Genomic DNA, 24,606 nt, shown 5'->3' with positions numbered 1-24,606 from the left:
ATGTGAAGCCATGAAAAAAAGTGAAACCAATAAAACCAAATCTGAAATGAGCACTACGAGTATCGCAGTAGAGATTAGGCCGTATAGTTTGACGGAGTTATCGGGCCTTTATGGAGTGAGTAACCACACCATGAAAAACTGGATCACCCCGCACCATACAGCCGTTGGCAAAAAAATAGGACGGTTATACACGGCTTTACAAGTGAAAATCATTTTTGAAAAGTTGGGGTTGCCGGGGCAGGCACATGAATAAGTTTCTTAATCTCATCCGTTTCATTTTCAGTAAATTTGTCGCCCAAAAATTTACGCTATGGAAGGAAATGAGATTATTCTGATACCTGCGGGCAACACCCCCGAAAAAATTGATACGTCTATACAGGCGTTCAACCAACCGTTAGCAAATCTACTTACCCATATTGGTTTGCCGACGGAGAACATACTTACGTCCGTGGAAGAAAGGCGAAAAGTAATTTTCGCTCTCGAAAGTACATTAGACCTGCTACCACGTGAAGAAAGATACAAAGCCGTATATCTTTCAAAATTTACAGTTGCCATTTCAGTGGGCTTGTTTGACGGCGCTTTGAATTTTCTTTGGGACGAAACAGTTAATGCGATACGAAGACTGGCTGGCAATTTTGATTTGCAGTATTTCTTCAATATAGCAGCAACCACTAACCCAAAATATAAGGGACTTATTTCCACCGAAGATTTGCCGGTCATCTCCGACCATGACTTAATTGAAATATGTCGCAGGATTGGCCTGCTTAGTGATGTAACGTTTCGTCGCTTAGAACACGTTAACTATTTCCGTAATCATGCAAGTGCCGCACACCCTAACGAAAATGAAATAACAGGTACAGAAATGCTTTCATTTCTGGAGTATTGTTTACGATATGCTATTACTGCGAAGCCAGACCACTCCGTTATTCAGATAAAACAACTGTTTGACAACATACGAACCAAGGAAATTCCAAAAGAGGATTTCCCATCCATCGGTGCTGACATGCAAAAACAATCGCAGGAGAGAATAAATGATTTTGTTCTTTCGGTGTTTGGCTTGTACTGCAATCCTAAACAAGAGCAGAGTGTCAAAAAAAATATTGAACGCTTGATGCGCGAGATTTGGCACGTTACAACGGATGATGTACGTTATTTCATTGGAGCCAAATACGGCGTGTATAGAAACAATGGCGATGTTGACCGTAAAGACGCTGTACAAAAATTTCTTGAAAACGTTAATGCTCTTGACTATAAAGATGAAGACAGTTTAGCTGCCGAATTGCTTGAAAAACTTCAAAACCTGAAAACTGTCCATTATGAATGGAACAATTTCTATAATGAACGGTCTCATGCTCAATCAATCAGTACATCTATACCTAAAGGCGGCATCCCTGATAGTATTCGGAAGTTGTTTGTAAAAGTTGTTTCGATTTGCTATGTAGGCAATGGCAAAGGGTACAAAGAAGGCGTAGATGAAGGGGCTATACCGTTTTACCAGCAATTCATTGAAATGTTTGGCGTGAACGAAGTGAAAGAGTTCATCTTTCTATTTAATGATGCAGAATTCGTTTCTGATTTTTGGCACACAAAACCCGATAAAAGATTAAGACAACTGGCTACATTTCTAAAAACAAAAACCAAAGACGTTCAAATTAATAAGGTGCTTGACTTAATTGTCGCTTTCCCAAATCGAGCACTCGAAAAACTCGCAAGTGATAGTCGGTATAAGGAAGCCGTAAAGTTTATTAAGTAACAAAAAGCCGCTCTTTAAGCGGCTTTTTTATTAATTCATGACCATTTCACGGGAAACCTTATCGGGAAAATTCGGGAAGGAACGTGCCCAAACTCACAACTTCTTACAACTTCTTAAAAGAACTTAAACAAACTTGCACAAAGTGAAAAGTGACCGTTTGCAGTGATAGTATGTTTGTGTTGTCATCAGTGATAAACAAAAAATACACGCCACAAATGAGACACAATTCCATGAAAAACCAAACCTTATCTGTACCCCATCTTTCCATTGTTGTAGGTGATGTAGATGCACACATGCACACCGCACAGTTGGTAGATGCCGCCTGGAACTTTGCGTACACCTCACTTTGGAACAGCACACTGTTCTCTACAAAAGAAGCCGATGGTGCAAAGGAAAAAATCTTTGAATATTTTATGCTTGCCAAAGACACGCGAAAAGCCTTTGTGTCTTTTTGCCAGCGAGTGTTGCTTGCACGTTACTATGTGAACAGTGTGAAGGGACGATACATGCCACTTCCTTCGATGTGGTTTGACAAGGGCAATGAATACGGCTTTGTAAGTACACGCAAATGGCTGCAAGAAGTAAAAGACCTTCGTCAGTCGCTACCCAACTACAAGCAGGAAATTAGAGCACTCGCAGAAGCCGTGTTGGAATTTTCTGAAGAACCGACTGTTAAAAACTACCAGTACTGGAGAGGCTATTTCATTGAGCAGAAGACACCTGGCCTTCTGAGCCTTTTTCAAATGACGGCCATTCAACAACTCTGCAACTAAACCCATCTTCCTTTCCTGCTTATGAAAATTGTCAAACGAAATTACTTCGATGAGGAAGGTTGTCTTCTCATCAAGCCGTACCGGATAAAAGACCTCGCTGAAATCTACGATGTGTCCACCAAGACCATCCGCAAATGGATTACGAAAGTTCCCGATGTAGAAAAAAAAGACAGCCAATATTTCACGGTGCACGATGTGGCGAAGATTGTGAACGCCATTGGCCTACCGCAGAAAATTGCGATTAAAACAGCCGCTTAAAATATAAATCCTATGGATAACAAACATTCCGAAAACGTCGGCAGCAATATGCTGCTTACCGGGTGCATCTTCCTCGCCAACATTGATCTGACGGGACTAACAGATTACGCCATAAAAGCCATCATCGGTGGCGGCATCTGGCTCGGTTACAAACTGGCTGCTGACCTTATTGACAAACGCAGAAGCAAAGCAAAATGAGCCTTGCCACCAAGATATTGACCACTACTGTACTTGGCGCTGGCGCTTACGCAGGATGGACCTACTTGAAAAACCTAAAAACTGCCGGAGCTGAATTGGTTGTCGTGCCGAAGGCATCTATCCATTCGCTTAGCTGGAATGGGCTTACCATTCGCCTCGATGTCCTATTGAAAAACCCAAGCAACGGGAGCTTTTCTTTAATTGCTCCCTTTCTTAAACTTCTTTACAAGGACACGGTGATTGGTAGCTCAACGCCGCTGAATAAAGAGTTCAAGTTACCTGCTCATGGTGAATTAATGATTGACAACATCATGGTACAAATTCCAATGAGCAATGTTTTCTCGATGGCTTTTACACTAATAAAAACGCTCATTGGTGGCGGTACGGAAATCATAACCGTTCGCACGATGACAACGATAAACCTGGGCATTATCAAGCTGCCCTACGAAAACAAACAAGACATTACGATAAAGAAATAATCCGTACCCAATGGAAGCAGGACGCAAACGTAACATCCGCAGCGGTGAGCAGTATTCTCATCTCTTTCCCAAAGCGGAAGGAACAAACAAAACCATTCGCACCAATGCAGATGTAACACATACAGTTGCCTTCATTCCAAAGGTGGTCAGTGAAACCCTTGACCAAACAAAAATGATTACACAACTGCTTAAAACGAATAACACCTATGAAACATGCTCGAACATTTGGCACTTCGTTTATCAACACATCGCTTATAAAAAAGACCAAGAGGGCTATGAGCAGATAAGAAGTCCGGCAAGAGCCTGGCACGACAGAAAAAGCGGGGTGGATTGCGATTGTTACTCGGTGTTTATATCCTCTATCCTAAGTAACCTCAAAATCCAACACGTCCTACGGATAACCAAATACCACCGGGACTACTTTCAGCATATCTACCCCGTTGTCGTGCTCAATGGAAAAGAAATTCCGATTGATTGTGTAACCGACAAGTTCAATTACGAAGTACCCTATTCAGAAAAGAAAGATTATCCTATGGACTTACAATATCTCAATGGCTTTGATGGCGACTTGGGCCAACTATACGGCAAGAAAAAAAACAAGTCTGCAAATGCCACAGCCAAAACCAAGAAGCCTTCACTTCTACAAAAGTTGAGTGCTAAAAAAGCGCAAAAGACAAAAGCAAAAGCTGCATCCAACAATGCAAAGCCAAAGAAAAAAGGCTTTTTCAAAAAGGTACTAAACACTGTTAATCGTGTTAATCCGGCGACAGTGCTACTTCGCAACGGCATACTCGCTGCAATGAAGTTGAACGTGAAGAACGTTGCCGGACGGCTTCGCTGGAGCTATCTCGCACCAGAACAAGCGGCTGGAAAAGGAATTGATCCGCAGAAGTTTGGGCGGCTTGTTGCCACCCGTGAAAAGCTGGAGAAAATCTTTTACGGTGCAGGTGGCAACCCAAAGAACTTAAAGAAGGCCATGCTTGGCGGCAAAGGCAACAAGGACAAAGCCGTTGCAGGCTTGGATGGGATTTCATTCGCTGGCATCGAGTACATGAATGCTTACACGCCGCTCCCGCAGCTTCTTGGCCCCGACATCTACCGCTCGGAAAACGTAGATGGTATGGAAGGCTTTCAAGGACTTGGGCAATTGGGTGAACCTGTTACGCTTGCATCGGTTGGTGCTGCAATGGGAGTGCTGGCCGGCATTGTGGCCTCACTAAAACAAATCGGTAACATTTTTGGTGGAAAAGGGGAAGGTTCAAAAGACTTTGACCCGCAGGTCAACGAAGCTGCTGAAAACAATCAACCTGTTCCCAATACAACTCCCATCCCTGAAGGTGAAGCAAAAGAAGCGGCAAAAGAAGTAATGAACAGTTCGGGTGCAAGTGTCTCAGTAGAAAACATCGCGCCTTCATCAACCAACACCGCTTTGGTAAGAACGGATAACGCAATGATGAAGTCCGAGGAAAGTGCATACTCCTCGCAAACCAATGCACTTGCTCCGGTAAGCGAAACGTCCAGTGAAGAACAAGAAAGTAGCGTTGTGCCGCAAAGCAATGCAGTTGTTACTACATCGAATGCAGTTGCAAATACTTCAATGGCCAATACAACAACTGACACGCCACCTACGAAAGAAACCTTTTGGGACAAAAACAAAAGCTGGCTTAAACCTGTGGCTATCGGTGTCGGTGGTGTTAGTCTCCTTGCGATAGGATTTGCAGTATTAAAACCAAAGCCATCCCCGGCAAAATCATCTTCTCGTTCGCTTTCCGGCATACCTAAACCAAAGAAGAGAAACCACAAGCGGAAAGCAAAGCACACATCCAAAGCAAAACATAAACATCAAAAGAAAACAGCAGTTGCCCTGCTCTAAATCCAAACTCAAAAACAAAACAAAATGGCAAAACGTAAAAAGGGCCGTTACACCAAAAAGGGGAAGCGGCAAACCATGATGCAGGGCTTTGGCTCTGAACTCAAGACCGAAGGCAATATAAAAAACACGGCCATCGAAACCGGCAAAGGCATTCTGGTAGGTGTCTTAGGCGGTGGGCTGCTTGGTGCAGCCATCGGGAAACCCTCTTTTGTTGTCGGCATCATCACCACAGGTGTCGGTCACTACTCCGGCAACAAGCTCACACAGATGCTCGGTATCGGAATGATGGCTGCAAACAGTTTTGCAAAGACCAACACTGCCGTGAGCGGTATTGAAGGATTGGACGGTGTAAAAGAACGCCTACAAGCTTTTAAAGAAAGCTTTTCAGAAAAAATCTACCTGGATAAACTTAAAAAGAAAGGGCTTGTTAGCAGTACCGCGAATGGCTTTGGCGAACTGCAATACTTCTCTTATCCAAACAATGACCTGGCTGCACTTGACGCCATTGAAAACCAGCTTACCGACAGCGCCATGCAGTTTCAAGGCAGCTTGCCGGAAAGCGATTTTGGCGACGTTGAAAATGATTTGGGAGACTTCGGCGACGTATCAGAACAAAACTTTTAAACCAAACAACATCCTATAACAAACTAAAACCCTACACTATGTTAGGCTTACTCGAAGGAATTGAAGAATACAACAACCAGGGCGCACTACTTGGCCTTGAAGGAGCAGACGACCAAGAACTGCTCGGCGCACTCCGCCGCATGAACCCCGTGCAACGGGTGAAGACCATGAACAAAATGTTCAACACGCCACAGAGCAAAGGCTCTCGTGCAGAAATGGAAAAATTTTTTGGCGAACTGCCGCCGCACATCAAAGAAGGATTAGTAAAAGGTGAACTACGCCTCGCTGACAGTACCATTTATTCTATCAAGCCTGTTACATCAAAAACCATCAAGCTGTTTGAAACGCAGGACGACAAAGAAGTGGGCTTGCGCAACGTATCAAACGCAAAGCTGCCAAAAAACCAGGCATTTTTAGTCAGCGGCATTTTCCTTTTGGCGGGAGTGTCAGCGGACGGCTCAAAAGATAAAATAATTGCGACGGAGTTCAAGGGCTTGGAGAACTTCAATACCATAGCCAATGGTGAGTTTTCCCTTCGCAGCAATAAAAAGCAGATTGTTCCTGAAACCAGCAATGTGGTGTTTAAAACATCAGGGAACAAGAACGTGCCCGTGGGCTACTACAAGCTTGCTAATCCTCGTCTAATTCAAGATGACATTCTAATTGAAATGACGGTGGAACTTGGCTCAATGGACAGCATCCCACAGAACACCTACATCTACGTTGGATTGCATGGCACCATTACCACACCCTAATGAATGAACCTTCTCAACACAAAAACCGGAATGGTAGTCGCAGGCTTAACCCTACCTGCACTACTGTTCCTTCTCAAACACAAAATGGACAAGACAGAAGTAGCCTATAAAAACATTCGTGCTTTCCTGATTATGATACAATACGCGGAAGGCACTTATGGAAAAGATGGATACCGCAAATTGTATGGCGGTGGAAGTTTCAATGATTTTTCAAAGCATCCCAACACACCGACAACTAAGTGGGGCATTACTTCAACCGCCGCCGGAGCGTATCAAATCCTAAATAAAACATGGGTTGAATTGCAAGGCAAATTAGGTCTCACTGACTTCAGCCCTGTCAACCAAGACAAAGCTGCTATTGAACTTATTCGCCGCAGAAAAGCATTGGATGATGTGTATGCAGGTCACTTCAAAGAAGCAATTGCCAAGTGTCGGAAAGAATGGGCTTCGTTACCCGGTGCAGGGTACGGGCAAAACGAAAAGAATGTGCAAAACCTGCTTGCTATTATCAAGGTTGCCGGTGGATTGATTGCTTAACCTTTTTCAAATTCAGACAATGCCAAAACGAATAAAAAAGCGGTACGACATAGACGTGACTTCAGCTAACGCTATCCACACCAAAACGTTTGAGTTGGATAAAAACGTAGCGAAAGTGCACGGGTTGTTGTTCGCCTCTGACCGGGACGACTTGATGTATTACCGGGGTTCAGCAAAAGTAGAACTGAACAGCGACGAGATTTTTCCTGAAGGCTATGAAACAAAGCTTTTAATGAGTGGGTTGAATGTTTCGCCCAATGACCGCTACTATGTACTCGGCGGCATTGCTCCCGGCAACTTCAAGCTCAAGATTGAATACAAGGACACACCTGATACAAGACTTCAGTTTGCCGCTTACCGTGTGTCTATTTATCTGGACGTAGAAATAAAAGACTAATGCAACAGAAGGTTATCCTGCATAGCGAACAAGTCAGCCGCAAAGGAGAAATAAAATATTTCCAAATTCCCTTGCAAGGAGTGGCATTGAAAATTATAGCGGTCGAGGTTAGTGCCTTTCTGTTTTCCAACATGCCAGACATTTCTACTACCCCGAAGCCGACACCAGCGCCAGCACCTATACCAACACCCACACCTGCTCCGGCACCTGTATCGAACAACTGTCCAAACCCTGGCAGTGCAACGATTGACCCGGTAAGCTCCAATACAGCAGGCGGCATAATAACGCAGGTTTTCCGTATCGGTGCAGTCGTGAACCCAACTTTTGTTTATAGCTGCGGCGTTTACTCTGTAACGGTTTCAGTAACCGCATTGGACGGCGATACACCTGCCTCCATTGCAGCAAAGCTTGCAACCGAAGTAAATAATACCTCCCTTGCTGCCTGGAGCCAATATGGTAGTAACAACCATAATTACAAACCAACTGCTTCCAACAACGGCGACTTGCTTACGTTGACGGTGGATTCGCAGCACTCGTTTTTCGCTTCGGGCCAAGGTTCTTGTACCGGAGCACCGCCACCACCTCCGCCACCGCCTCCTCCACCAATGCCACAGCTTTTGGACTACGACCCGTTGTTTACTATTGTTAGCAACGAAAGGGCCGGTGTGCTTTCGCTGCAAAGCCCTGATGCAACAGACATTTTCTTTCAGTGCGATGCGTGGCGGCAGGACAAGAATATCAACTTCGGCGATTTCAGCTTTCCTGGTGAAGTACAGGACGAATGGTTGAAAGGCAGAAAGCGCAATGCCACCGAAGTTGACATCACCACAGCTTCGCCAATATTGGAAGCCTACTATAAGGATAGCTGGGGGGTGTATTACAACCAGGACGTAAGCTATGGACTGAACATTCTTGTTTGGTTTGAAAACATGGAGGCAGCATGACAGCGGAATTGGCCCTTGATTATATAAAGAGAAGAATGCAGGAAATGGGCTATGGGAAAGAATATCTCTTGCGCTTTCGTCACATTCTACTTCGTGAAAGCGAAACAAGAGAACTGACGGCCTATAATCAGATTTTTTTACTCATTGACCCCATTTCAACACTGCGGATTGAGAGCGATGTCGGCCTGTTTGATCTAAGTGAAGTCAGTGCCAACGAACTCCAATACGAACACCGGGGACGCATCACGCTAACCAACTTATCCCTGTCACCAACGAACGCAAGGTTTTTACAAGCAATACCCATAAACACTGAAGGCCATGCCGGTAACAAATGATGTTTACGACCAATTAAAAATAGACAAGCTGAAACATTTCCTGGAAGCACATGCTGAAAAAGGATTTGCAAAGCCCTTTGAAATTTTTGTGGACAACCTGAAAGTGGTTGCCAAGACTGATGACCCCAAAGAGTTTGACAGCTATGAGTTTTACATGAACGAGGACACGGAGAAAGTACGCATCCTGATTTATAACTCCAATCTATCGCCCCGTAATGACCAGTATTGCTTTATGGTGCAAAAGACAGTTGGAAGCAAATCACTGAACGGATTGGGTGAGATTGAAAACATCGTGCAAGAAAAGCTGGCTGCACGAGACAGGGAATATGAAATGAACCGGCTGCGTGAAGAATTGGAAGCTGCAAAACAAGACCTGGAAGAAACAGAAGAATATGCCGAAAAGCTGGAAAAGGAAATTCAAGACTTAAAACAAAACAAGTTCAAACTGGGTAACATTAACGTCGCTGAATTTGCGTCTGTTGCCTTGGAAAGCATGGTCAGACGCAACCCACAAATTTTGACCAAACTGCCTGGTGGTGCAGCACTGGCAGGCTTTGTAGAGCAGGACAATAAAGAGCAGGAAGCCCGGCTCTTACAACAACAATCCGGTCCCGAACCGAACGTTTCCTTCCAAAAAGAAACAACATCCGAAATCACGGAAGAAGAAAAACGATACTTGGCATACCTCAAAGCATTTGAGAAAAATCTCACGCAAGAGCAAGCCGAAATGTTCAACCTCATTTTGCAAGCAATGGTAAACGACCCAACGCTGATACCAACCGTACTTGATTTAATCACAACCAAACAATAAATCCGATGAAAAGCTACAACTACAAAATTGCGCTGGAGGAAAAAACTGAAGCGGAAGCCGATGCTAAAGTGGAAGCACTGACCGTACTGGCAAAGAAGCTAAGCACGAAAGAACTGACCAAGCTTGCGCATGTGGTAAAAACCGACCCGGCAAAAACAGCACTTGCCAAGCAATACTTGGGCGTGTAATTAGAAACCAAAACTGACTTCCTATGAAAGCCGCTTCCTACCAAGAGCACGATGACTTTACACTGAAAGAAAAGCTAACCTATTCGATAGTAGGTCTGGTTGTTCTTGGAGGAAGTTTTTTACTCGGACGTAGTGTAGTAAGAGGTGCAAGAGCTACCAGTGAGCAAAAGAAAACGTATGAGGATGGCAATGCTGCTTCGTTTGCGCAGCAATTAAAAATGGCTTTTGAAAACGATAACTATTTCGGGTGGGGAACGGATGAAGTAGCCATTCGGGACGTGATACGAAAAGTGCCAAGCAAAGATTATTTCAAGCAAGTCATCAACTCCTATCAAAAGCTCTATGCAAGAAGCCTGATGGCGGATTTGAAAGAGGAGCTTACATCATCAGAGTACAATGAGATGTTGGCTATCATAGCGGGTAAGCCTGATAAGATTACCGGCAATTATTCAACCATACTTACGCAACAGCAGTATTTGTCTTGGGCCAAACGATTGAAGGCAGCCTTTGACATCACCTATTGGTTTGTACCGGGCACAGATGAACCAGCGATCAAAGCCGTGTTCATGGAAATACCCACCCAAGCCGATTTCGGGAAAGTGGCAGCAGCATATCTGAAAGAATACGGCAATGACTTAATGAGCGATTTAAGGAGCGAGTTGGAGTTCTGGGAGTTTGGCTCCATGATGGAAATTATCAATAAAAAACCGAAAGTCTAATCCTATGACGAAAACAAAAAAGTCTTCTGCTACAAAAGCACCTTCCAAGCGGAAGACACGAAAAAAGAAAATAATCATCACAACACTTGCCGTCGGCGCCACAGGCATCCTGGGCTACTTCGGCTGGCAATACCTGAAAAAGAAAAAGGAGCAAAAGGCGGCAAATGCAGACATTGATACGCTTATTAATAACATGGAGCAACCCATTGTGCTCACGCCAAGCCTCCCGAAGCCGAAGACGAAAGCACCTGCCTACACGCCTTCGGCTACGGTGGAGCGCAACGACGATTTTCCACTAACGAAAGGAAGCAAAGGCGAAAACGTTAGAAAGCTGCAAGAGGCTTTGATTGCCAAGTATGGCAAGCAAGTCTTACCGAAGTACGGTGCAGATGGCGACTTTGGAACGGAGCTTTTGAATGCGTTGAAAAAACTTGGGCTTCCTACGAGCATCACGCAAAGCAGCTTGAATGTAATTGCGCAAGGCACAACCGCCAATCCAGCTACGGTCGGCAAAGACTTATACGCTGCGGCTTTTGCAAAGGATTACAGCAAAGCCATTGGATTGCTGAAGAAGTTGAAGAGCGTTGATGATTACACGGCAGCCAACAATATTTTCAAGCAGGAACGTATAAATGGTATTCGGCAAACCATTGTGAACGGAATGCTCAATGTATTCACCAGCGATGCTCAAAAGCGAGCCATCAAGTTTGAGTTCCTACGAATGGGCCTTCAATTTGATGGCAGCAAGTGGAGTTTGTCGGGAATAGATGGCTTGCCGCTTGTGACCATTGTTCCAACTTCTGTTTGGATAAATGCTTCCGAAAGCGTGAAGGTTCCGGCCCGAATGGTGTTGGGCAACGAAGTAGCCCAGCGCCTTGACTATACCCTTTTTGAGAACAAAGGCAAACACTTTCTTGTACAAACCAAAACTGTAAAATACCTCTAAGCATATCCCATGAAAAGACACATCAAATACATCGTCGTACACTCTACAGCCACATTCGACCCGAAGGTTTCTCAATACTATGGCGACTTTCATTACGTGGTAGAAAGGAGCGGTGAGATCAAGCGCATACAACCCGAAACAACCGTTGTGAAAAATGTAGCCGCTGCCGATAACGAAGCCATCCACATTGCCTACGCAGGTGGCCGCAACAAAGCTGGCAATTTGGGCGATACCCGAACACCCGTGCAGGAAGAAGCGCTTTACAACAAGCTCATTGCTCTCACGCTGAAATACCCTTCTGTACGAATTGTAGGCCACAACGAATTTGAAGCATCTTCCGGTTGCCCTGGCTTCAACGTGAAAGACTGGCTGCGAGCGTATGAACCTGAAATCACAATAGCCTAAGTTTTAAAAAACATTTTCCTATGAATACCATTCAAGAAGCCCTTCAAAAGAAAGGGTACAAAATCTTCCTACGTCCTTTTGAGCTAAACATTGTCGGTGTTCGCTCTGATAGCACTAAACCCAATGCCTTCGATGATGCCATCTATGTGTTTTATCTGGATAAAGAAGGCAAGCTCATTCAGCACAAGTTTCCCGCAACCACCGATCCTGGCACGTATTGGCTGCAAAACCCCATGAACCCACAGGGCACAGCCATTTTGAAGCAAGGCCAATATATCGGTTCTCATGCAATGGGTTTGCACCGTGGCAAATACATGGCGCTTGTACAACAACGTCCCGTTACCGTTATCCGAGATTATGACCGCAATGCCGTTTTAGACTTCAACAACGGACGGGAAGACAAGGGGCTGTTTGGCATCAACATACACCGGGCATCGGAGACTGGAACGACTAAAACCGTTGACCATTATTCTGCCGGTTGTCAGGTATTTGCCAGCATCACTGACTTTGTTCAGTTCCTATCACTCTGTGAACGGCACAAAGGATTGTATGGAAACAGCTTCACGTACACCCTTATTGACGAACGAGCCATCAACAGGGAAGCAAAAAAAAATTCCTGATGGTGCTATCTGGCATTACCGTGTCAGCCGGACTAACTGCTTATGCTTATTCAATTCTAAATTCTGATACCTCATGAACAATTTTCTAAAACAAATCCTTCGGGATAAAAACGGCAGCTTTTCGCTGCGTGAAGTCATCATCGCCCTTTTGGTTTTCTTCATGCTTGTTAGCTGGATTGCACAGCAATTCTTTGGAAAGAACATACCCGAATTTATGTTCTATTCCTTCACAAGCCTGGTGGCAGCGGGCTGCTTTGGCTACTCCATCGAGAAGAAAACTTTTGACACAACAAACACGACAAACGAACAAACCTCCAATCCATGAAATACAACCTACTCTGCTTTGCAGTCGGTGTGTTCCTTGGCCTTTTCCTGGGACTTGTGTACGGCACTGCTGCCCTTTGTAATAACCCATTGCCTGTATCTGTCCCTGCACCTAAAGAGCTTAAAAAAGAAGTAACACAATTTGAAACGGGTTATGCAAAGTCTTTTGATACGCTGAAGAAAGAAAGCAACAAGCTCCATACTGAACTGGCTGCTACGAAATTTGAACTCCAAAAGACAAAGCGAAAAAGCCAAGTCTTACAAAGTCAAGTTTATAGCCTGTTGGACAGCCGCTTTGATAAGCAGCAAGCTGACACAATTTCCACAAAAACGTCATGCGATTCGTTGGCTGCGACGGTTAGCGAATTGTTGCAATCCAACGCACAAAAGGACACTTTGTATGAAGGAGTAACGGCCAATTTAGAACAACAGGTGGCGAATAAGGACACAACCATTTCCTTAAAGGATGCTCAATACACAGGCCTCAAAACTGCGTTTGAAAAAAGCATACAGGGGCAGCAGCTTTTAGTTGACCAAAACAAACAGTTGAGCAAACAATACAAGAGGCAAAAAGTAAAATGCAAGCTGCTTTCTGCGGTACTTATTGCCTTGTCCGGTGCAGCCGCAACCTATTTCATTTATCATTAAAATGCTTCACCAACATGAAAGAGAAAACCATTGTTTCTACCGTTACCCTTCTTACCTCACTACTTGCCTATTGGTATTCGAAAGAGGCCGAGAAGGACTCAGTTCCCTACGTAATGATGGGCGGTTTTCTTGGTTCCATCATCGGGGAAAGCATCGCTGAAAACGTCACCAAATCAAATCCGTAAATATGACACAAGCAGTAGTTCTGCCCATCACACAGATCACCAATGACGGTGCTGTGATTCGAATCGAAAAGAATGGCAAGATTTTACTCGTTGCCAAAGATCAGGTCAAGACGATTGACACCGTACATGAAAACATTGTTCGGATTGACATCGGCGAAGGACCGCTCAAAAACATCTTCCTCAACTACCAGGAAGTAAGCGCACCGGCAGTTGGTTCTGCCAACGAACTCCGTGACACCATTAAAGCTATGATGCTTACGGACGCTTATCTGGGCGGTGATGCCAAGGAGGTAACCCAAGTGGCCATTTTAAATCAGGTCGGACAGCTAACCAACGTGTTGGTTGCCATGAACCTGCGCCAGTTGGATCTTACCAAGGACGAACCCTCTCGTCTGGACGAATCCAATCCCAACATGGTTTACAGGGGCTGGCACGCTGCCTTCGGCATTCCAGAGCAACACGAATGGGCCATTGAACGCATCCGCCAGGTGAATGACGAGATCATTCACGAGTGGGCGTTTGGAACGAAAAAGGCTATCTATGCATGGAGTGAGCGGGCTACGTTCAATTATGCTCCGTTTGATCACAATCTGCCGGTTGAATCGCCATTACCGCAGCCGCCAGCTTATGTGGCAGACGTAACCCAGGACTATGCTAACTCCGGCATTGTACCACGTCCAATTACTTCAGACCCATCACAACCAATTACAGTTGACTGATGTACCCTACCACTCCAGAGATAGTTTTAGGTAACGTCCCGGAAGTGGAAATTCCCGAACTCCAGGTTTCTTACAACCGGAGTTCGGGTAAATTTCTTTCAGGGCCACTGACAGAGGCATCCGGTGTTGCGGATTTTATCCGTTCTACTATTGGCTTAAATGAGGTTGAGTTGCAAGAGCAGTTCATTGTCCTATATCTAAGCCAGTCCAATCACGTCATTGGCTACTACAAGCATTCCAAGGGCTCCATCAATGCCACTGTCGCTGATATACGCATCATTTTGGGCACTGCTTTAAAATGTGCGGCGATCTCCATGATTGTTGCACACAATCATCCCTCCGGCAACCTAAAGCCAAGCCGTGCAGATGAAGAACTGACCCGAAGGCTGAAGGAAGCGGCAACACTTCATGACATAAAGCTGCTTGACCACCTAATCATTACCAAAGAAGGGCACCTGTCATTTGCTAATGAAGGTTTGTTGGGATTGGAAGGGCTTGTGGGTTTAGCTGACGTACATGACAAGTTCGTGGCTGCTGTAACCGATAGCCTTTTAACCCACACGAAACACAATAAAATTTCCCTTGAGAAGCTGGCTGCTTCTTTCGGTATCAAGGATAAAACAGAAGTAAAAGAACTCACCGAACTTGCTATTGTAAAACGAGCGAGAAAACTCGCCTGGCAAGGTGATAGTGTTTGGGACCGTTTCCTGAATATTGTAAACCTTTACAACTCCCAAGTCAATCTTTCGCACCGCACTTCCCAATCCATCTTACTCCAACAATACTCTACACCAGCGCCAATTGCTTATTTAGCCGGTGTGTTTTGCGGGCTTGATCAAATGCCGCTTCACCAAAAGGCTTTTGAACCATCTGCCGGTAACGGAATGCTCACTATCGCAGGCAAGCCTGAATGTTTTGAAGTAAACGAAATTGACCCTCTGCGAAACAGCAACCTTCACAGACAGGGCTTTTTCCATGTGATGCAGGAAGACGCTACTCGGATTAAATGCAGAAGGGTTTTCGATGCTGTTCTGACCAATCCGCCCTTTGGCAAGATGGACTTGGAAGTGCTATTTGATACTTTTCCCATCAAAACCCTGGAGCATGTGATGGCGCTTCGTGCATTGGAGTGTCTAAAGGACAGCGGGAAAGCCGCCATCATCATTGGCGGACATACAAGCTGGGACGAGAAAGGCAGAATACAGGCTGGGAAAAACCGCATTTTCTTCAATTACTTGTACAGCCGTTACAATGTAATGGACGTGATAAACATTGACGGTCACAAGCTCTATTCCCGGCAGGGGACTTCGTTTGACGTTCGCTTAATTCTAATTGACGGACGAAAAGAAAAGCCATCCGGCGCTGCCCCTGTTTACAACCCCTACAAGGACAAGGTTGTAACAACATTCAATGAGCTATACGAGCGGGTGATGGATGCAACAAAAGGAACAAAGACGTTTACGCCACACCGACCCGAAAAAGATTTATACAACAAGTATCTCTCTATTAAGTCCCGTTACCCGGATGCCATCATTTTAATCCGAAGCGAAAACGAGTACAAAATCTTTGGAGATGATGCGCTGGAACTGGCAAGAAATACGGATCTGCTCATTGCAGGCGAATTTGTGATAGATGAGAAAAAAGTTCGGCTCATTAAGTTTCCTCACCACTCGCTTCCATACTACCAAAACCTATTGACTAAAGCCGGTTACAAATTGGCCATTGCCGACGAATTGACCTTGCCACCCATGACATCCGTTTCAGAACTTGAAAAAGAAGCTCAAATGTTACAACACGAGTTAGAACGAGAAGCATTAGAACTGCAAAAGCTCTTTGGTGGCGAAGGATTGGGCGCACCCTATGAACCTGCATCGGAGGCTTGCGTCGTGCTTAATACCCAAGTACCGGATAGCATGGCGTTCGAAACGAGGCAAGCCATTCTTACTATCAAGCGGGAAGTAGGTGGCGATATCGACAACTTTGTTCGCCACCGGCTAAAATATCCTACCAAAACAGCTTTGTGCAAAGTTCTCTCTGCCGAACAAATAGACGCTGTTGCAATGGCGATTTACAACATTGAAGCCAGAGGACAAGGCATGATTATCGGTGACCAAACTGGGATTGGAAAAGGGCGTGTGGCGGCTGCCATGATCCGCTATGCAGTAGTGCAAGGCCATAAACCGGTTTTCCTCACGGAGAAAGCCAACCTATTTTCAGACATATACCGTGACTTATCGGCTATTGGTTCATCACATTTGCGTCCTTTCATCGTGAACGGACGTGAACCCAAGACAGACATCAAGGATGAAGACGGCGAAGTGGTTTACACTGCACCGCCACCAACAGAGCAACACCGGGTATTTCAAGACCTGCATGTTCCCGCCAACTACGATTTTGTTGTAGCCACCTATTCACAATTCAACTCACCCGAAAAGAAGCCGGAAAAGCCAGCTTTTCTTAGCGCAATCGCTGATAACAACATTTTCATTTTGGACGAAGCGCACAACTCGTCCGGTTCATCCAACACAGGCGAGTTTTTGCAAAAGGTTGTTGCAAATACAAAAGGCGTTGTGTTCTTATCAGCCACGTTTGCCAAACGTCCTGATAACATGCCCATCTACGCCATGAAAACGTCCATTGCGGACTGCAACATGAGCCGGGATGATTTGGTGGATGCCATTACCAGGGGCGGCGTGGCTCTGCAGGAAATTCTTTCTTCGCAGCTTGTGGCCGAAGGTCAGATGGTGCGACGAGAACGGAGTTTTGAAGGTGTTGAAGTCAACTACATCAACTTGGATGCAAAGGCTGAAGAACACAAGGCTATCGCCGACAATATCACGGAGATTTTACGCTCCATTATCAGCTTTCAAGGGGAGTTTATTAACAAGGAAGTAGAAGAACTGGACAAAATTGCCGTTGCCGAAGGAAAAGAAGTGGATTTGCGGGAAGGAACCTCGCAAGCAGGCGTAGATAACCAACCTTATTTCTCCAAAGTATTTCAGGTGATTAACCAAATGCTTTTTTCGCTCAAAGCCGAAGCTGTTGCAGAACGCACCATCCAACGGTTGAAGGAGGGCAAGAAGCCCGTGATTGCCTTTGCTTCCACAATGGGCAGCTTTATTGAGGGAATGGAGAATGAACACGGAATGCCGGTGAGTGACGGTGATACCATCAATGCCGACTTTACAGAAGTTCTCATGCGTGGTTTGGACGGTGTGCTTCGCTTCACAGAAAAGGATGTAAACGGTCAATCCATTCACAAGCGTTTTGCACTGTCTGATTTGTCGCAAGAAGCACAGGCGGAATACCACCGCATTTACAACCGCATTCAAAATGTTTCTACCGGCATTACCATCTCACCCATAGATGTTATCATTACCAAACTAAAGGCAGCCGGTTATTCTGTTGCAGAAGTGACCGGCAGAAAGTACGAAGTCCAATTAAATCTAAAGACTGGTAAAGGGCTTGTTCTATCCCGCAGGCGCATCAACACCAACGATGCCTTCCGCCAGTTCAACAACAACGAAGTGGATGTGTTGATGATTAACCAATCCGGCTCAACGGGTGCTTCGGCTCATGCCATTCCGACCGCCAAAGTTCCAAAAGACCAAGTAAGGCAACGGGTAATGATTGTGTTGCAAGCAGAACTGGACATTAATACCGAAGTGCAGAAGCGTGGCCGCATCAACCGTACCGGCCAAATTCTAAAACCCATCTACGACTACATGACTTCGGCCATTCCTGCCGAAAAGCGGTTAATGATGATGCTCCAAAAGAAATTAAAATCGTTAGATGCAAATACCGCTTCTAACCAAAAACAATCCAACAAGATTTTAGATGTGCCGGACTTTTTGAACAAGTACGGCGATAAGGTCGTGAAAGAATATTTGGTAGAAAACAAGGACGTGAATGCCTTGCTGGATGACCCATTAAAATTAGAAGACAGCAAAGCGGATAGCGGCAGCATGAACGAAAGCGCAACCGAAGATGCTGCACACAAGGTTTCTGGACGTGTCGCCGTGTTATCTACCAAAATGCAGCAGGACTTTTACAATGAAATTTCGGAGCGGTATAATGACTATGTAGATTATCTAAAGCAAGTTGGCGAGTATGACTTGGAAGTGGAAGCCATGAACCTTGAAGCTGAAACCGTGGGCAGCAAAGTCATTAAAATAGGAAAGGGAAGTGACAGTGCCTTTGGTGATGACAGCAACTTGGAAACGGTTCGTGCAAATGTGTTGAAAAAGCCGTTCACAAAATCAGAAGTCGAGAACATGGTGATGGATGCCTTGAAAGGCGTTGAACCGAAAACGCAACAAGCGGAACTCATTCAGCAGTTCGGCCATTTCAATGGGCAGGCATTGGAAGCGGAGCTTGCCGAAGTTGAGACTAAATATAAAGGCCTTATCCTCGCCATTCCTGATGAAAAGGCTATGCTGAAAATTCAGGCCAAGCAAGGGGAAGGTGCGTACCTGCAAGCCTGTGCAGAACGCAGAAAGGAACTGGAAACAGCAAGGGAACTAAAAAAGGCCCAAACGCATAGGGTTTTTGAGAACCGTCGGCAGTACCTGATGAAAATGTTTTCCTTTTATTACGTGGGCAGGGGATTAAATTATCCAATTGAAACTTACCAGGGCGGTAATGAGCTGGTGCCTGCCATTTTTGTCGGGTTTGTGATTGACGGTAAGAAAAAGAACCCTTATGCACCTTCGGCTATCAAGCTGCGGTTCGCCATCGCCAACAGTTCCAAGTACCTGGCTATTCCTGCTTCTTACTCCGAGGACATCATGGCCATAATTGGAGCCAGCGTTGACGTGCCGGAACATTCATTACCTGTCTTGCTAACGCAATGGGAAGAATACACAAACGGGAACAATGTGGACCGCAGAATACGGCACATCATCACCGGAAACCTCTTACAAGCCTTCTCTGATTTCAAAGGAAAGTTAGTGAGCTATACAACCAACGACGGCCAAACCAAGAAGGGGATTTTGATGCCGGAGAATTGGAACCCTACAGAACAAGTGCAAGACAAGGTTGTTGTGCCCATTCTGAAAGCATTGCCGCTTATCAAATCACTTCAACACGGCGGACACATTGTTACCAACAACGGACTTTCCATTTTTAAACAAGGAACTTTTTTCCGTTTGATTGTGTCTGCCTCAAGAGTTAAAGGTGGTGACATCTATTTAGACCGGCAACTTTTGGAGTTGGTACAGGGTGGCAATTTTGAAAAGACTTCTGATAAGATGGTAGCCCTTGTGCCCGATACGACCATTGATAAGGCAGTAGAAGTTTTGCAAAACAATCATTCGCTGTCCGTAACCATTCATTCCTATCAGCTCAAAGACCTAAAGGCTGACGCTATACGAATTAAGAACCGAAAGCCAATCCTGCTTCCCGATAAAGAGGAAGATCTGCCAGTAAACAACGTTTTGCTGTTGGAACTGGAAGCCGAAGCTCTTGCCCTTGAATTAGAATTACTCGCTGCTTAAACCAATAACAATGATTAACCCTGAAAACTATCTAACACAAATAGCTGCTGTTGATTTATCAGCTTTGCCCATGCCTTTGCAAAAGGGACATGAGTTCTTAATGAAAGCGACTGCAAACGCTACGGATTGGAATACCTACCACAACAGCACTGCCATTCGCAAAACCATTCAACTCTACTTTGAAAGGCTTGGCGAATACATTGCCAATACCAAAAAAGTACCAGCAAGAAAGTCACCCAAAAAAGTACCACCGTCGAACACGGAAAATCAAGAAACACACCAGCCCACCGCAAAACAAAAAACAAAAAAGCCGGAGCAAGAGGCCGTGCAGTGGGTGGAACGAATGCCGGAGGAACTTCGCTTCATCAAACGGTATGTAAACCTTGACGGCAAGACAAAAAGCAAAGAAGATATTCTGCGGTTTATTAACTCTCTCCAAAAGGCAATCGTAGAAAAACGCATCCGCAAAACGTCGCCTTATGCCGAACAAATTAAGTACGTGCAGGAACGATTACTTGAAGTGTATAATTCCATGAAAGGCAAAATCAGTTTGGAGCTAAAGCCGGAAACTGCCGAAGCCTTGAAGAAGTTGTGTGGCGGCGAAAAGGTAATGGCCTCTATCGGATTTATCAAACGCTACATTTCCATGAATGAGAAGCCAGGCATGAAAGAGAAAGCAAAGGCTTTGCTTGACCAAATCAACAAAGCAATGGAGAAAGGAAAAATTAGTGACAACGACCCGTACATAGTGGAAATACATGAACTGAAGAAAAACCTCAAAGCTTTTACAACCGATAAGACCATGAAGACATTGGAAATTGAGCAAGCAACGCTGAATGGGTTGGAAGGCATACTTGGTTGCGCCTGCCAAAATCTGAATGGCTTTGGCGGCAAGCCTTCGCTAATGAACAGCGTGGATTTCGCGAACATGGAATTTGATACCCTGGGTTTCCAGGGCAAGTGGTTGAAGTTGATCGGTGACCCATCTTCCAACTTCACAGCTATGGTATTCGGCAGGCCCAAAATGGGCAAATCTTTTCTTTGCATTGACTTCGCCGGCTACCTGGCTCGTCATCACGGAAGGGTGCTCTACGTAGCGAAAGAAGAAGGATTGGATTTGACCCTACAACAAAAATTGAATAATAAAGCGGTTGCCCATCCTAACCTTGATGTAGCCTCTTATTTACCATCTTCTTTAGCCAAGTATGACTTTGTCTTCCTGGATAGTGTAAACCGTCTTGGTCTTAAACCCGAAGATTTAAACCGCCTCAAAGCGCAGAACCGTACGAAGTCTTTTGTGTTCATTTTTCAAACCACCAAAGACGGAAACTTTCGGGGTGCAAATTCCTTTCAACATGATGTGGATGTAGTAATTGAAGTACCCCAAAAAGGAAAAGCCGTGCAAATGGGACGGTTCAACCAGGGCGGTGAAATCTCCATCTTTAATAATTATTCTCAAGCTGCATAAAAAAACAATCGTATGATAAAACGAGATGAACTCATCACTATGCGGGCAATCGCCATTTGTTTTAAGCCGTTTTTAAAACCCGAAGAAGCACTTATTTATTGCAATTTAGGGCGGACACAATTTGCCAAGAACTGCGAGGAATTTGGCATTTACAAAAACAACGCAGGCTATTTTAAAAAAGAGGATTTAGACAAAATGCTCTCTGGCGCATTGTCGCCGATTGCGGAATCTGCAAGCAAGCTGAAAGTTTAAATGATAAAACAGAAAAGTAAAAGGGCTGTCTTTTTAGACAGCCCTTCTTGTTTTAGCTGGCAATGCTTAGGAAGTAAGGGACTTTATCGGGCGAAGGCAAGTGGCTAATGGATGCTGCTTGGTTTTTAGGACGATGACGTTTGTAAGTTTTTCTTACTTGCTCTGTGGTAGCGTGGCCCATTAGGTAAGCTACCGTTGCGTCATCAACGTTTTGGTCTTGTAAGAGAATAGAAAAGCTAAGACGAGCGCAAGACCAGGTAATGTGTTTCTCGATGCCTGCTTTTTCCATCCAAGTCCCCAACACTTTGTTGGCACCGTTGGCGGTCGGCAGCGAAAACACAAACCTGCTTTGCTTGTCCCCTAAATCTCCTTTCGCTCGTTGCTTATCCAAAATGCTTTGGGCAATGGGGTGAAGGGTTAGCGTTACAGGTTTGCCGGTTTTTGCTTGTATAATCCGAGTTGTGAGTACACCGTCCCGAATATCTTTCCACTCCAGCTTTTTGACATCTACCCAACGTAAACCGGTGTAGCAAGAGAAAGTAAAGGCAGCTTTGACTTCTTCGTTCAGGCAAGGTGTTATTAGCAGTGCCAAGTATTCACCCACTTCCAAATTCTCTTTGATCTTAGTAGAAGGCTTGAACTTGGCTTTGACATCTTCTGTTGGGTTCTGATGAAAGTAGCCATCCTTGGTGGCTGCGTTCACTACCCATTTGAAACGTGCATAATAGCCGCCGGGTGTTTCGCCGGTGTATTTGTCCAGCAGGAATTGACGGAAGCGTTTGCAAAAGTTTTCGGTAATCTCCACAGGCGCAATAAAGTCCCGGTTAATAAACTCTTTGAATTGAGTGAAGCTATTCTTTAAGTGGCGGTTGCCTTTACGTTTGTTTAGCTCCAGATACTCTTCATAATAGTCCACAAAGTTTTCTTTGAACTTGTGTTTTGGAATGTAAGCCGAACCGATGGCTTGTTTTTCAATGATGCACTGGCTCTTTTTTGTTTCCAACAGTGCCAATGCTTCCTTGTTGTGGTTCTTTTGGATTTGGTCTTTGGGCTTTGCATAGATGAAAATGCCGGTTGATGGACGCTGACCAGGGCCACGGCCAAAGTCATAATAGAAGGTAATCTTGTCGCCTTTTGCATTTGCTCGTTTCAGGATGTTCATAGGGTAGCAGTTTTTTGGTTGAGGAAAAGGCTCAATGACCATGCCGTGCCAGGCAGTCCTGCCAGCTTTGTAAGGGCCAGCCTGACGGCATTTTTGAAACCGAGAACGTTTGAGCCAAACCGGGAAGAAGTAAGTACCCCTTGTGCTAATGTTGCGACAAAAAGGCGAAGGAAATCCTGACAAAAAAGGGTGTCAGATTGCGGGCTGTTTTCTGGTCGGTTGCTGCTACCACCGCAGCATTTTTCGTGTGTCATTTCGTGTGTCAATTATGTGTCAAGAATTGTGGTAGAAAGCGAAAAAAAGCGACACTATTTGACTACCTCGAAATAAAAAAGCCCTGTAAGTCAACACTTACAGGGCCATAAACGTGCCCAGGACTGGATTCGAACCAGCACGCCCTTGCGAGCACCACCACCTCAAAGTGGCTTGTCTACCAGTTTCAACACCTGGGCCCCCGAAGAGGTCGCAAATGTAAACGTTATTTTTTCAAAACAATGCGAAAAATTGTGCCTTTTCCCAATTCGGAATTTTTCACCGTCAGGGCGCCGCGGTGGTACTGGTCGATGATGCGTTTCGACAGGCTCAGGCCCAAGCCCCACCCTCTTTTTTTCGTGGTAAAACCCGGCTTGAAAACCTTGCCCAGGTTTCGCCGGCTGATGCCTTTTCCGGTATCGGCCACATCGATGATCACCTCCTTTGTCGTGTCGGAAATATCCACCTTGATTCGGCCCCGGCCTTCCATGGCATCCAGGGCGTTCTTCAGCAGGTTTTCAATCACCCAGTCGAACAGCGGCGGCGAGATGCGGGCCCGGATATTCTGTTCGTGAGCATGGATGTCGAACGACACTTTACCGCTGGCCCGCTTCCGAACATAATCCACCATGCTCTCTACCTGCAGCACGATATTTTTTTCTTCGAGCTGCGGTGTGCTCCCGATCTTTCCAAACCGGTCCGAGACCAGCCGCAAGCGGTTCACATCCTTTTCGATCTCGTACACAAAATCTTCCCGGCCGTGGGTCTCTTTTAATATCTCCACCCAGCCCTCGAGCGATGAGACGGGGGTGCCCAACTGGTGCGCCGTTTCCTTGGCCATGCCAGCCCAAACACCATTTTGCGTGGAGCGGTACGAGGTGCGGATGGCCTGGATGGTAATAAAGATGAACAGGCCGACAATAAACAACTGGATGAGCGGGTAGTACCGCACTTCTTTCAGCAGCCGCGACTCGCCGTAATAGTAGCGGTTGCGTTGCGTGGAGTCCAGCGGGTTGATCCACTCAAAGGAAAGCTTGCTCGACCGGAAAGCGTCCAGGCGGCTTCGCAGGTAGGTGTTGTCGTTGGGCTTCCGGGTAGTGTCTCCTGCGGGCCAGCCGTTGGCCACTTTCGCCGAGTCTAAATTGACCCATTCCATGATGGAATCCTTTTCGGTGGTGGCGATGATGGGGATGTCGTTTTGCCGCGTCACCAGCAGCGGCAGAGTTACATCGTTGCTGGCGGTGTTGAGGAGCGACCTCCCGGCCTCGATCCACAGTTCCACCTTCCGCCGCTCGTCCCTCGCGATCTTGTTGGCCAGGTAGGTGGAGTAAGCGATCGTGCCGCTCACGATCAGGATGGCAATCAGTGCCAGGAGTGTACGCCAGTTAAGCAGTTGCCGAAACATGGTGCAAAGTACGAAGTACGGGTTTAGCGTCGGGTATCGCAGGCAAATGCACGATCGGTCCCTTCGCACTTCAACCCCCGA

Annotated in this window: 28 protein-coding genes and 1 tRNA gene; 26 read left to right on the top strand and 3 right to left on the bottom strand. The window is 45.6% G+C overall.

Features of this window, described 5'->3' with window-relative positions:
* Positions 1–10: 10 nt before the first annotated feature.
* From D6024_RS16570 to D6024_RS16450, 26 genes are all read left to right on the top strand, one after another.
* Complete coding sequence (locus tag D6024_RS16570) at positions 11–253, top strand: DUF4248 domain-containing protein (RefSeq protein WP_162944819.1); 243 nt, start codon at positions 11–13, stop codon at positions 251–253.
* A gap of 57 nt (positions 254–310) precedes the next feature.
* Complete coding sequence (locus D6024_RS16565; protein ID WP_121355772.1) at positions 311–1,753, top strand: hypothetical protein; 1,443 nt, start codon at positions 311–313, stop codon at positions 1,751–1,753.
* A 215-nt stretch (positions 1,754–1,968) separates the two neighbouring features.
* On the top strand, positions 1,969–2,526 hold the full coding sequence (locus tag D6024_RS16560) for a hypothetical protein (protein ID WP_162944818.1): 558 nt from the start codon (positions 1,969–1,971) through the stop codon (positions 2,524–2,526).
* A 21-nt stretch (positions 2,527–2,547) separates the two neighbouring features.
* Positions 2,548–2,784: a MerR family transcriptional regulator gene (locus D6024_RS16555; RefSeq protein WP_121355770.1), complete on the top strand. Its 237-nt coding sequence runs from the start codon at positions 2,548–2,550 to the stop codon at positions 2,782–2,784.
* Positions 2,785–2,796: 12 nt separating this feature from the next.
* On the top strand, positions 2,797–2,982 hold the full coding sequence (locus D6024_RS16550; protein ID WP_121355769.1) for a hypothetical protein: 186 nt from the start codon (positions 2,797–2,799) through the stop codon (positions 2,980–2,982).
* Positions 2,979–3,461 (top strand): hypothetical protein, encoded by a 483-nt coding sequence (locus D6024_RS16545; RefSeq protein WP_121355768.1) that lies wholly within the window; start codon positions 2,979–2,981, stop codon positions 3,459–3,461. The genes D6024_RS16550 and D6024_RS16545 overlap by 4 nt, the downstream gene beginning before the upstream one ends.
* 10 nt (positions 3,462–3,471) lie before the next feature.
* Positions 3,472–5,334, top strand: coding sequence for a hypothetical protein (locus tag D6024_RS16540; RefSeq protein ID WP_121355767.1), 1,863 nt, complete (start codon positions 3,472–3,474; stop codon positions 5,332–5,334).
* 24 nt (positions 5,335–5,358) lie between these two features.
* Positions 5,359–5,958, top strand: coding sequence for a hypothetical protein (locus D6024_RS16535; RefSeq protein WP_121355766.1), 600 nt, complete (start codon positions 5,359–5,361; stop codon positions 5,956–5,958).
* A 38-nt stretch (positions 5,959–5,996) separates the two neighbouring features.
* Positions 5,997–6,713 carry a hypothetical protein gene (locus D6024_RS16530; RefSeq protein WP_121355765.1) on the top strand — a complete coding sequence of 239 codons (717 nt, stop codon included), beginning with the start codon at positions 5,997–5,999 and terminating at the stop codon, positions 6,711–6,713.
* Positions 6,714–6,716: 3 nt separating this feature from the next.
* A complete protein-coding gene (locus D6024_RS16525; RefSeq protein WP_205573303.1) occupies positions 6,717–7,250 on the top strand; it encodes a glycoside hydrolase family 24 protein in 534 nt (177 codons plus the stop codon).
* A gap of 19 nt (positions 7,251–7,269) precedes the next feature.
* On the top strand, positions 7,270–7,647 hold the full coding sequence (locus tag D6024_RS16520) for a hypothetical protein (RefSeq protein WP_162944817.1): 378 nt from the start codon (positions 7,270–7,272) through the stop codon (positions 7,645–7,647).
* Positions 7,647–8,591, top strand: coding sequence for a hypothetical protein (locus tag D6024_RS16515; protein ID WP_121355762.1), 945 nt, complete (start codon positions 7,647–7,649; stop codon positions 8,589–8,591). The genes D6024_RS16520 and D6024_RS16515 overlap by 1 nt, the downstream gene beginning before the upstream one ends.
* The gene (locus D6024_RS16510) at positions 8,588–8,926 is read left to right on the top strand and encodes a hypothetical protein (RefSeq protein ID WP_121355761.1); all 339 of its coding nucleotides are present in this window, start codon (positions 8,588–8,590) and stop codon (positions 8,924–8,926) included. The genes D6024_RS16515 and D6024_RS16510 overlap by 4 nt, the downstream gene beginning before the upstream one ends.
* The gene (locus D6024_RS16505) at positions 8,910–9,737 is read left to right on the top strand and encodes a hypothetical protein (RefSeq protein ID WP_121355760.1); all 828 of its coding nucleotides are present in this window, start codon (positions 8,910–8,912) and stop codon (positions 9,735–9,737) included. Before D6024_RS16510 ends, D6024_RS16505 begins: the two co-directional genes overlap by 17 nt.
* Positions 9,738–9,742: 5 nt before the next feature.
* Positions 9,743–9,925 (top strand): hypothetical protein, encoded by a 183-nt coding sequence (locus D6024_RS16500; protein ID WP_121355759.1) that lies wholly within the window; start codon positions 9,743–9,745, stop codon positions 9,923–9,925.
* Between the two features lie 23 nt (positions 9,926–9,948).
* Complete coding sequence (locus D6024_RS16495) at positions 9,949–10,644, top strand: hypothetical protein (RefSeq protein ID WP_121355758.1); 696 nt, start codon at positions 9,949–9,951, stop codon at positions 10,642–10,644.
* A 4-nt stretch (positions 10,645–10,648) separates the two neighbouring features.
* A complete protein-coding gene (locus tag D6024_RS16490; RefSeq protein ID WP_121355757.1) occupies positions 10,649–11,590 on the top strand; it encodes a peptidoglycan-binding domain-containing protein in 942 nt (313 codons plus the stop codon).
* Positions 11,591–11,599: 9 nt separating this feature from the next.
* On the top strand, positions 11,600–11,995 hold the full coding sequence (locus D6024_RS16485; RefSeq protein WP_121355756.1) for an N-acetylmuramoyl-L-alanine amidase: 396 nt from the start codon (positions 11,600–11,602) through the stop codon (positions 11,993–11,995).
* Positions 11,996–12,015: 20 nt separating this feature from the next.
* Positions 12,016–12,615 (top strand): hypothetical protein, encoded by a 600-nt coding sequence (locus tag D6024_RS16480; protein ID WP_121355755.1) that lies wholly within the window; start codon positions 12,016–12,018, stop codon positions 12,613–12,615.
* A 73-nt stretch (positions 12,616–12,688) separates the two neighbouring features.
* Entirely contained in the window at positions 12,689–12,940 is a 252-nt protein-coding gene (locus tag D6024_RS16475; RefSeq protein ID WP_121355754.1) for a hypothetical protein, read from the top strand.
* Entirely contained in the window at positions 12,937–13,587 is a 651-nt protein-coding gene (locus tag D6024_RS16470) for a hypothetical protein (RefSeq protein WP_121355753.1), read from the top strand. Before D6024_RS16475 ends, D6024_RS16470 begins: the two co-directional genes overlap by 4 nt.
* Positions 13,588–13,601: 14 nt before the next feature.
* Positions 13,602–13,772, top strand: a complete 171-nt coding sequence (locus D6024_RS26780; RefSeq protein ID WP_162944816.1) for a hypothetical protein — start codon at positions 13,602–13,604, stop codon at positions 13,770–13,772.
* Between the two features lie 2 nt (positions 13,773–13,774).
* The gene (locus tag D6024_RS16465) at positions 13,775–14,491 is read left to right on the top strand and encodes a hypothetical protein (RefSeq protein ID WP_121355752.1); all 717 of its coding nucleotides are present in this window, start codon (positions 13,775–13,777) and stop codon (positions 14,489–14,491) included.
* Positions 14,491–19,986, top strand: coding sequence for a JAB domain-containing protein (locus D6024_RS16460; protein ID WP_162944815.1), 5,496 nt, complete (start codon positions 14,491–14,493; stop codon positions 19,984–19,986). Before D6024_RS16465 ends, D6024_RS16460 begins: the two co-directional genes overlap by 1 nt.
* Before the next feature lie 532 nt (positions 19,987–20,518).
* Positions 20,519–21,454: a P-loop NTPase family protein gene (locus tag D6024_RS16455; protein WP_162944814.1), complete on the top strand. Its 936-nt coding sequence runs from the start codon at positions 20,519–20,521 to the stop codon at positions 21,452–21,454.
* A 12-nt stretch (positions 21,455–21,466) separates the two neighbouring features.
* Positions 21,467–21,706, top strand: a complete 240-nt coding sequence (locus D6024_RS16450) for a hypothetical protein (protein WP_121355749.1) — start codon at positions 21,467–21,469, stop codon at positions 21,704–21,706.
* Between the two features lie 52 nt (positions 21,707–21,758).
* Here D6024_RS16450 and D6024_RS16445 read toward each other — a convergent pair whose 3' ends face one another.
* From D6024_RS16445 to D6024_RS16435, 3 genes are all read right to left on the bottom strand, one after another.
* The gene (locus D6024_RS16445; protein WP_162944813.1) at positions 21,759–22,868 is read right to left on the bottom strand and encodes a site-specific integrase; all 1,110 of its coding nucleotides are present in this window, start codon (positions 22,866–22,868) and stop codon (positions 21,759–21,761) included.
* A gap of 368 nt (positions 22,869–23,236) precedes the next feature.
* A tRNA-Leu gene (locus D6024_RS16440) sits at positions 23,237–23,320 on the bottom strand.
* A 26-nt stretch (positions 23,321–23,346) separates the two neighbouring features.
* Positions 23,347–24,525 (bottom strand): sensor histidine kinase, encoded by a 1,179-nt coding sequence (locus tag D6024_RS16435; RefSeq protein WP_121355747.1) that lies wholly within the window; start codon positions 24,523–24,525, stop codon positions 23,347–23,349.
* Between the last annotated feature and the right edge of the window lie 81 nt (positions 24,526–24,606).

Origin of the sequence: Flavisolibacter nicotianae (genome assembly GCF_003628535.1) — a bacterium.
Classification (GTDB): domain Bacteria; phylum Bacteroidota; class Bacteroidia; order Chitinophagales; family Chitinophagaceae; genus Flavisolibacter; species Flavisolibacter nicotianae.
This window is presented reverse-complemented; position numbering and strand designations above follow the sequence as displayed.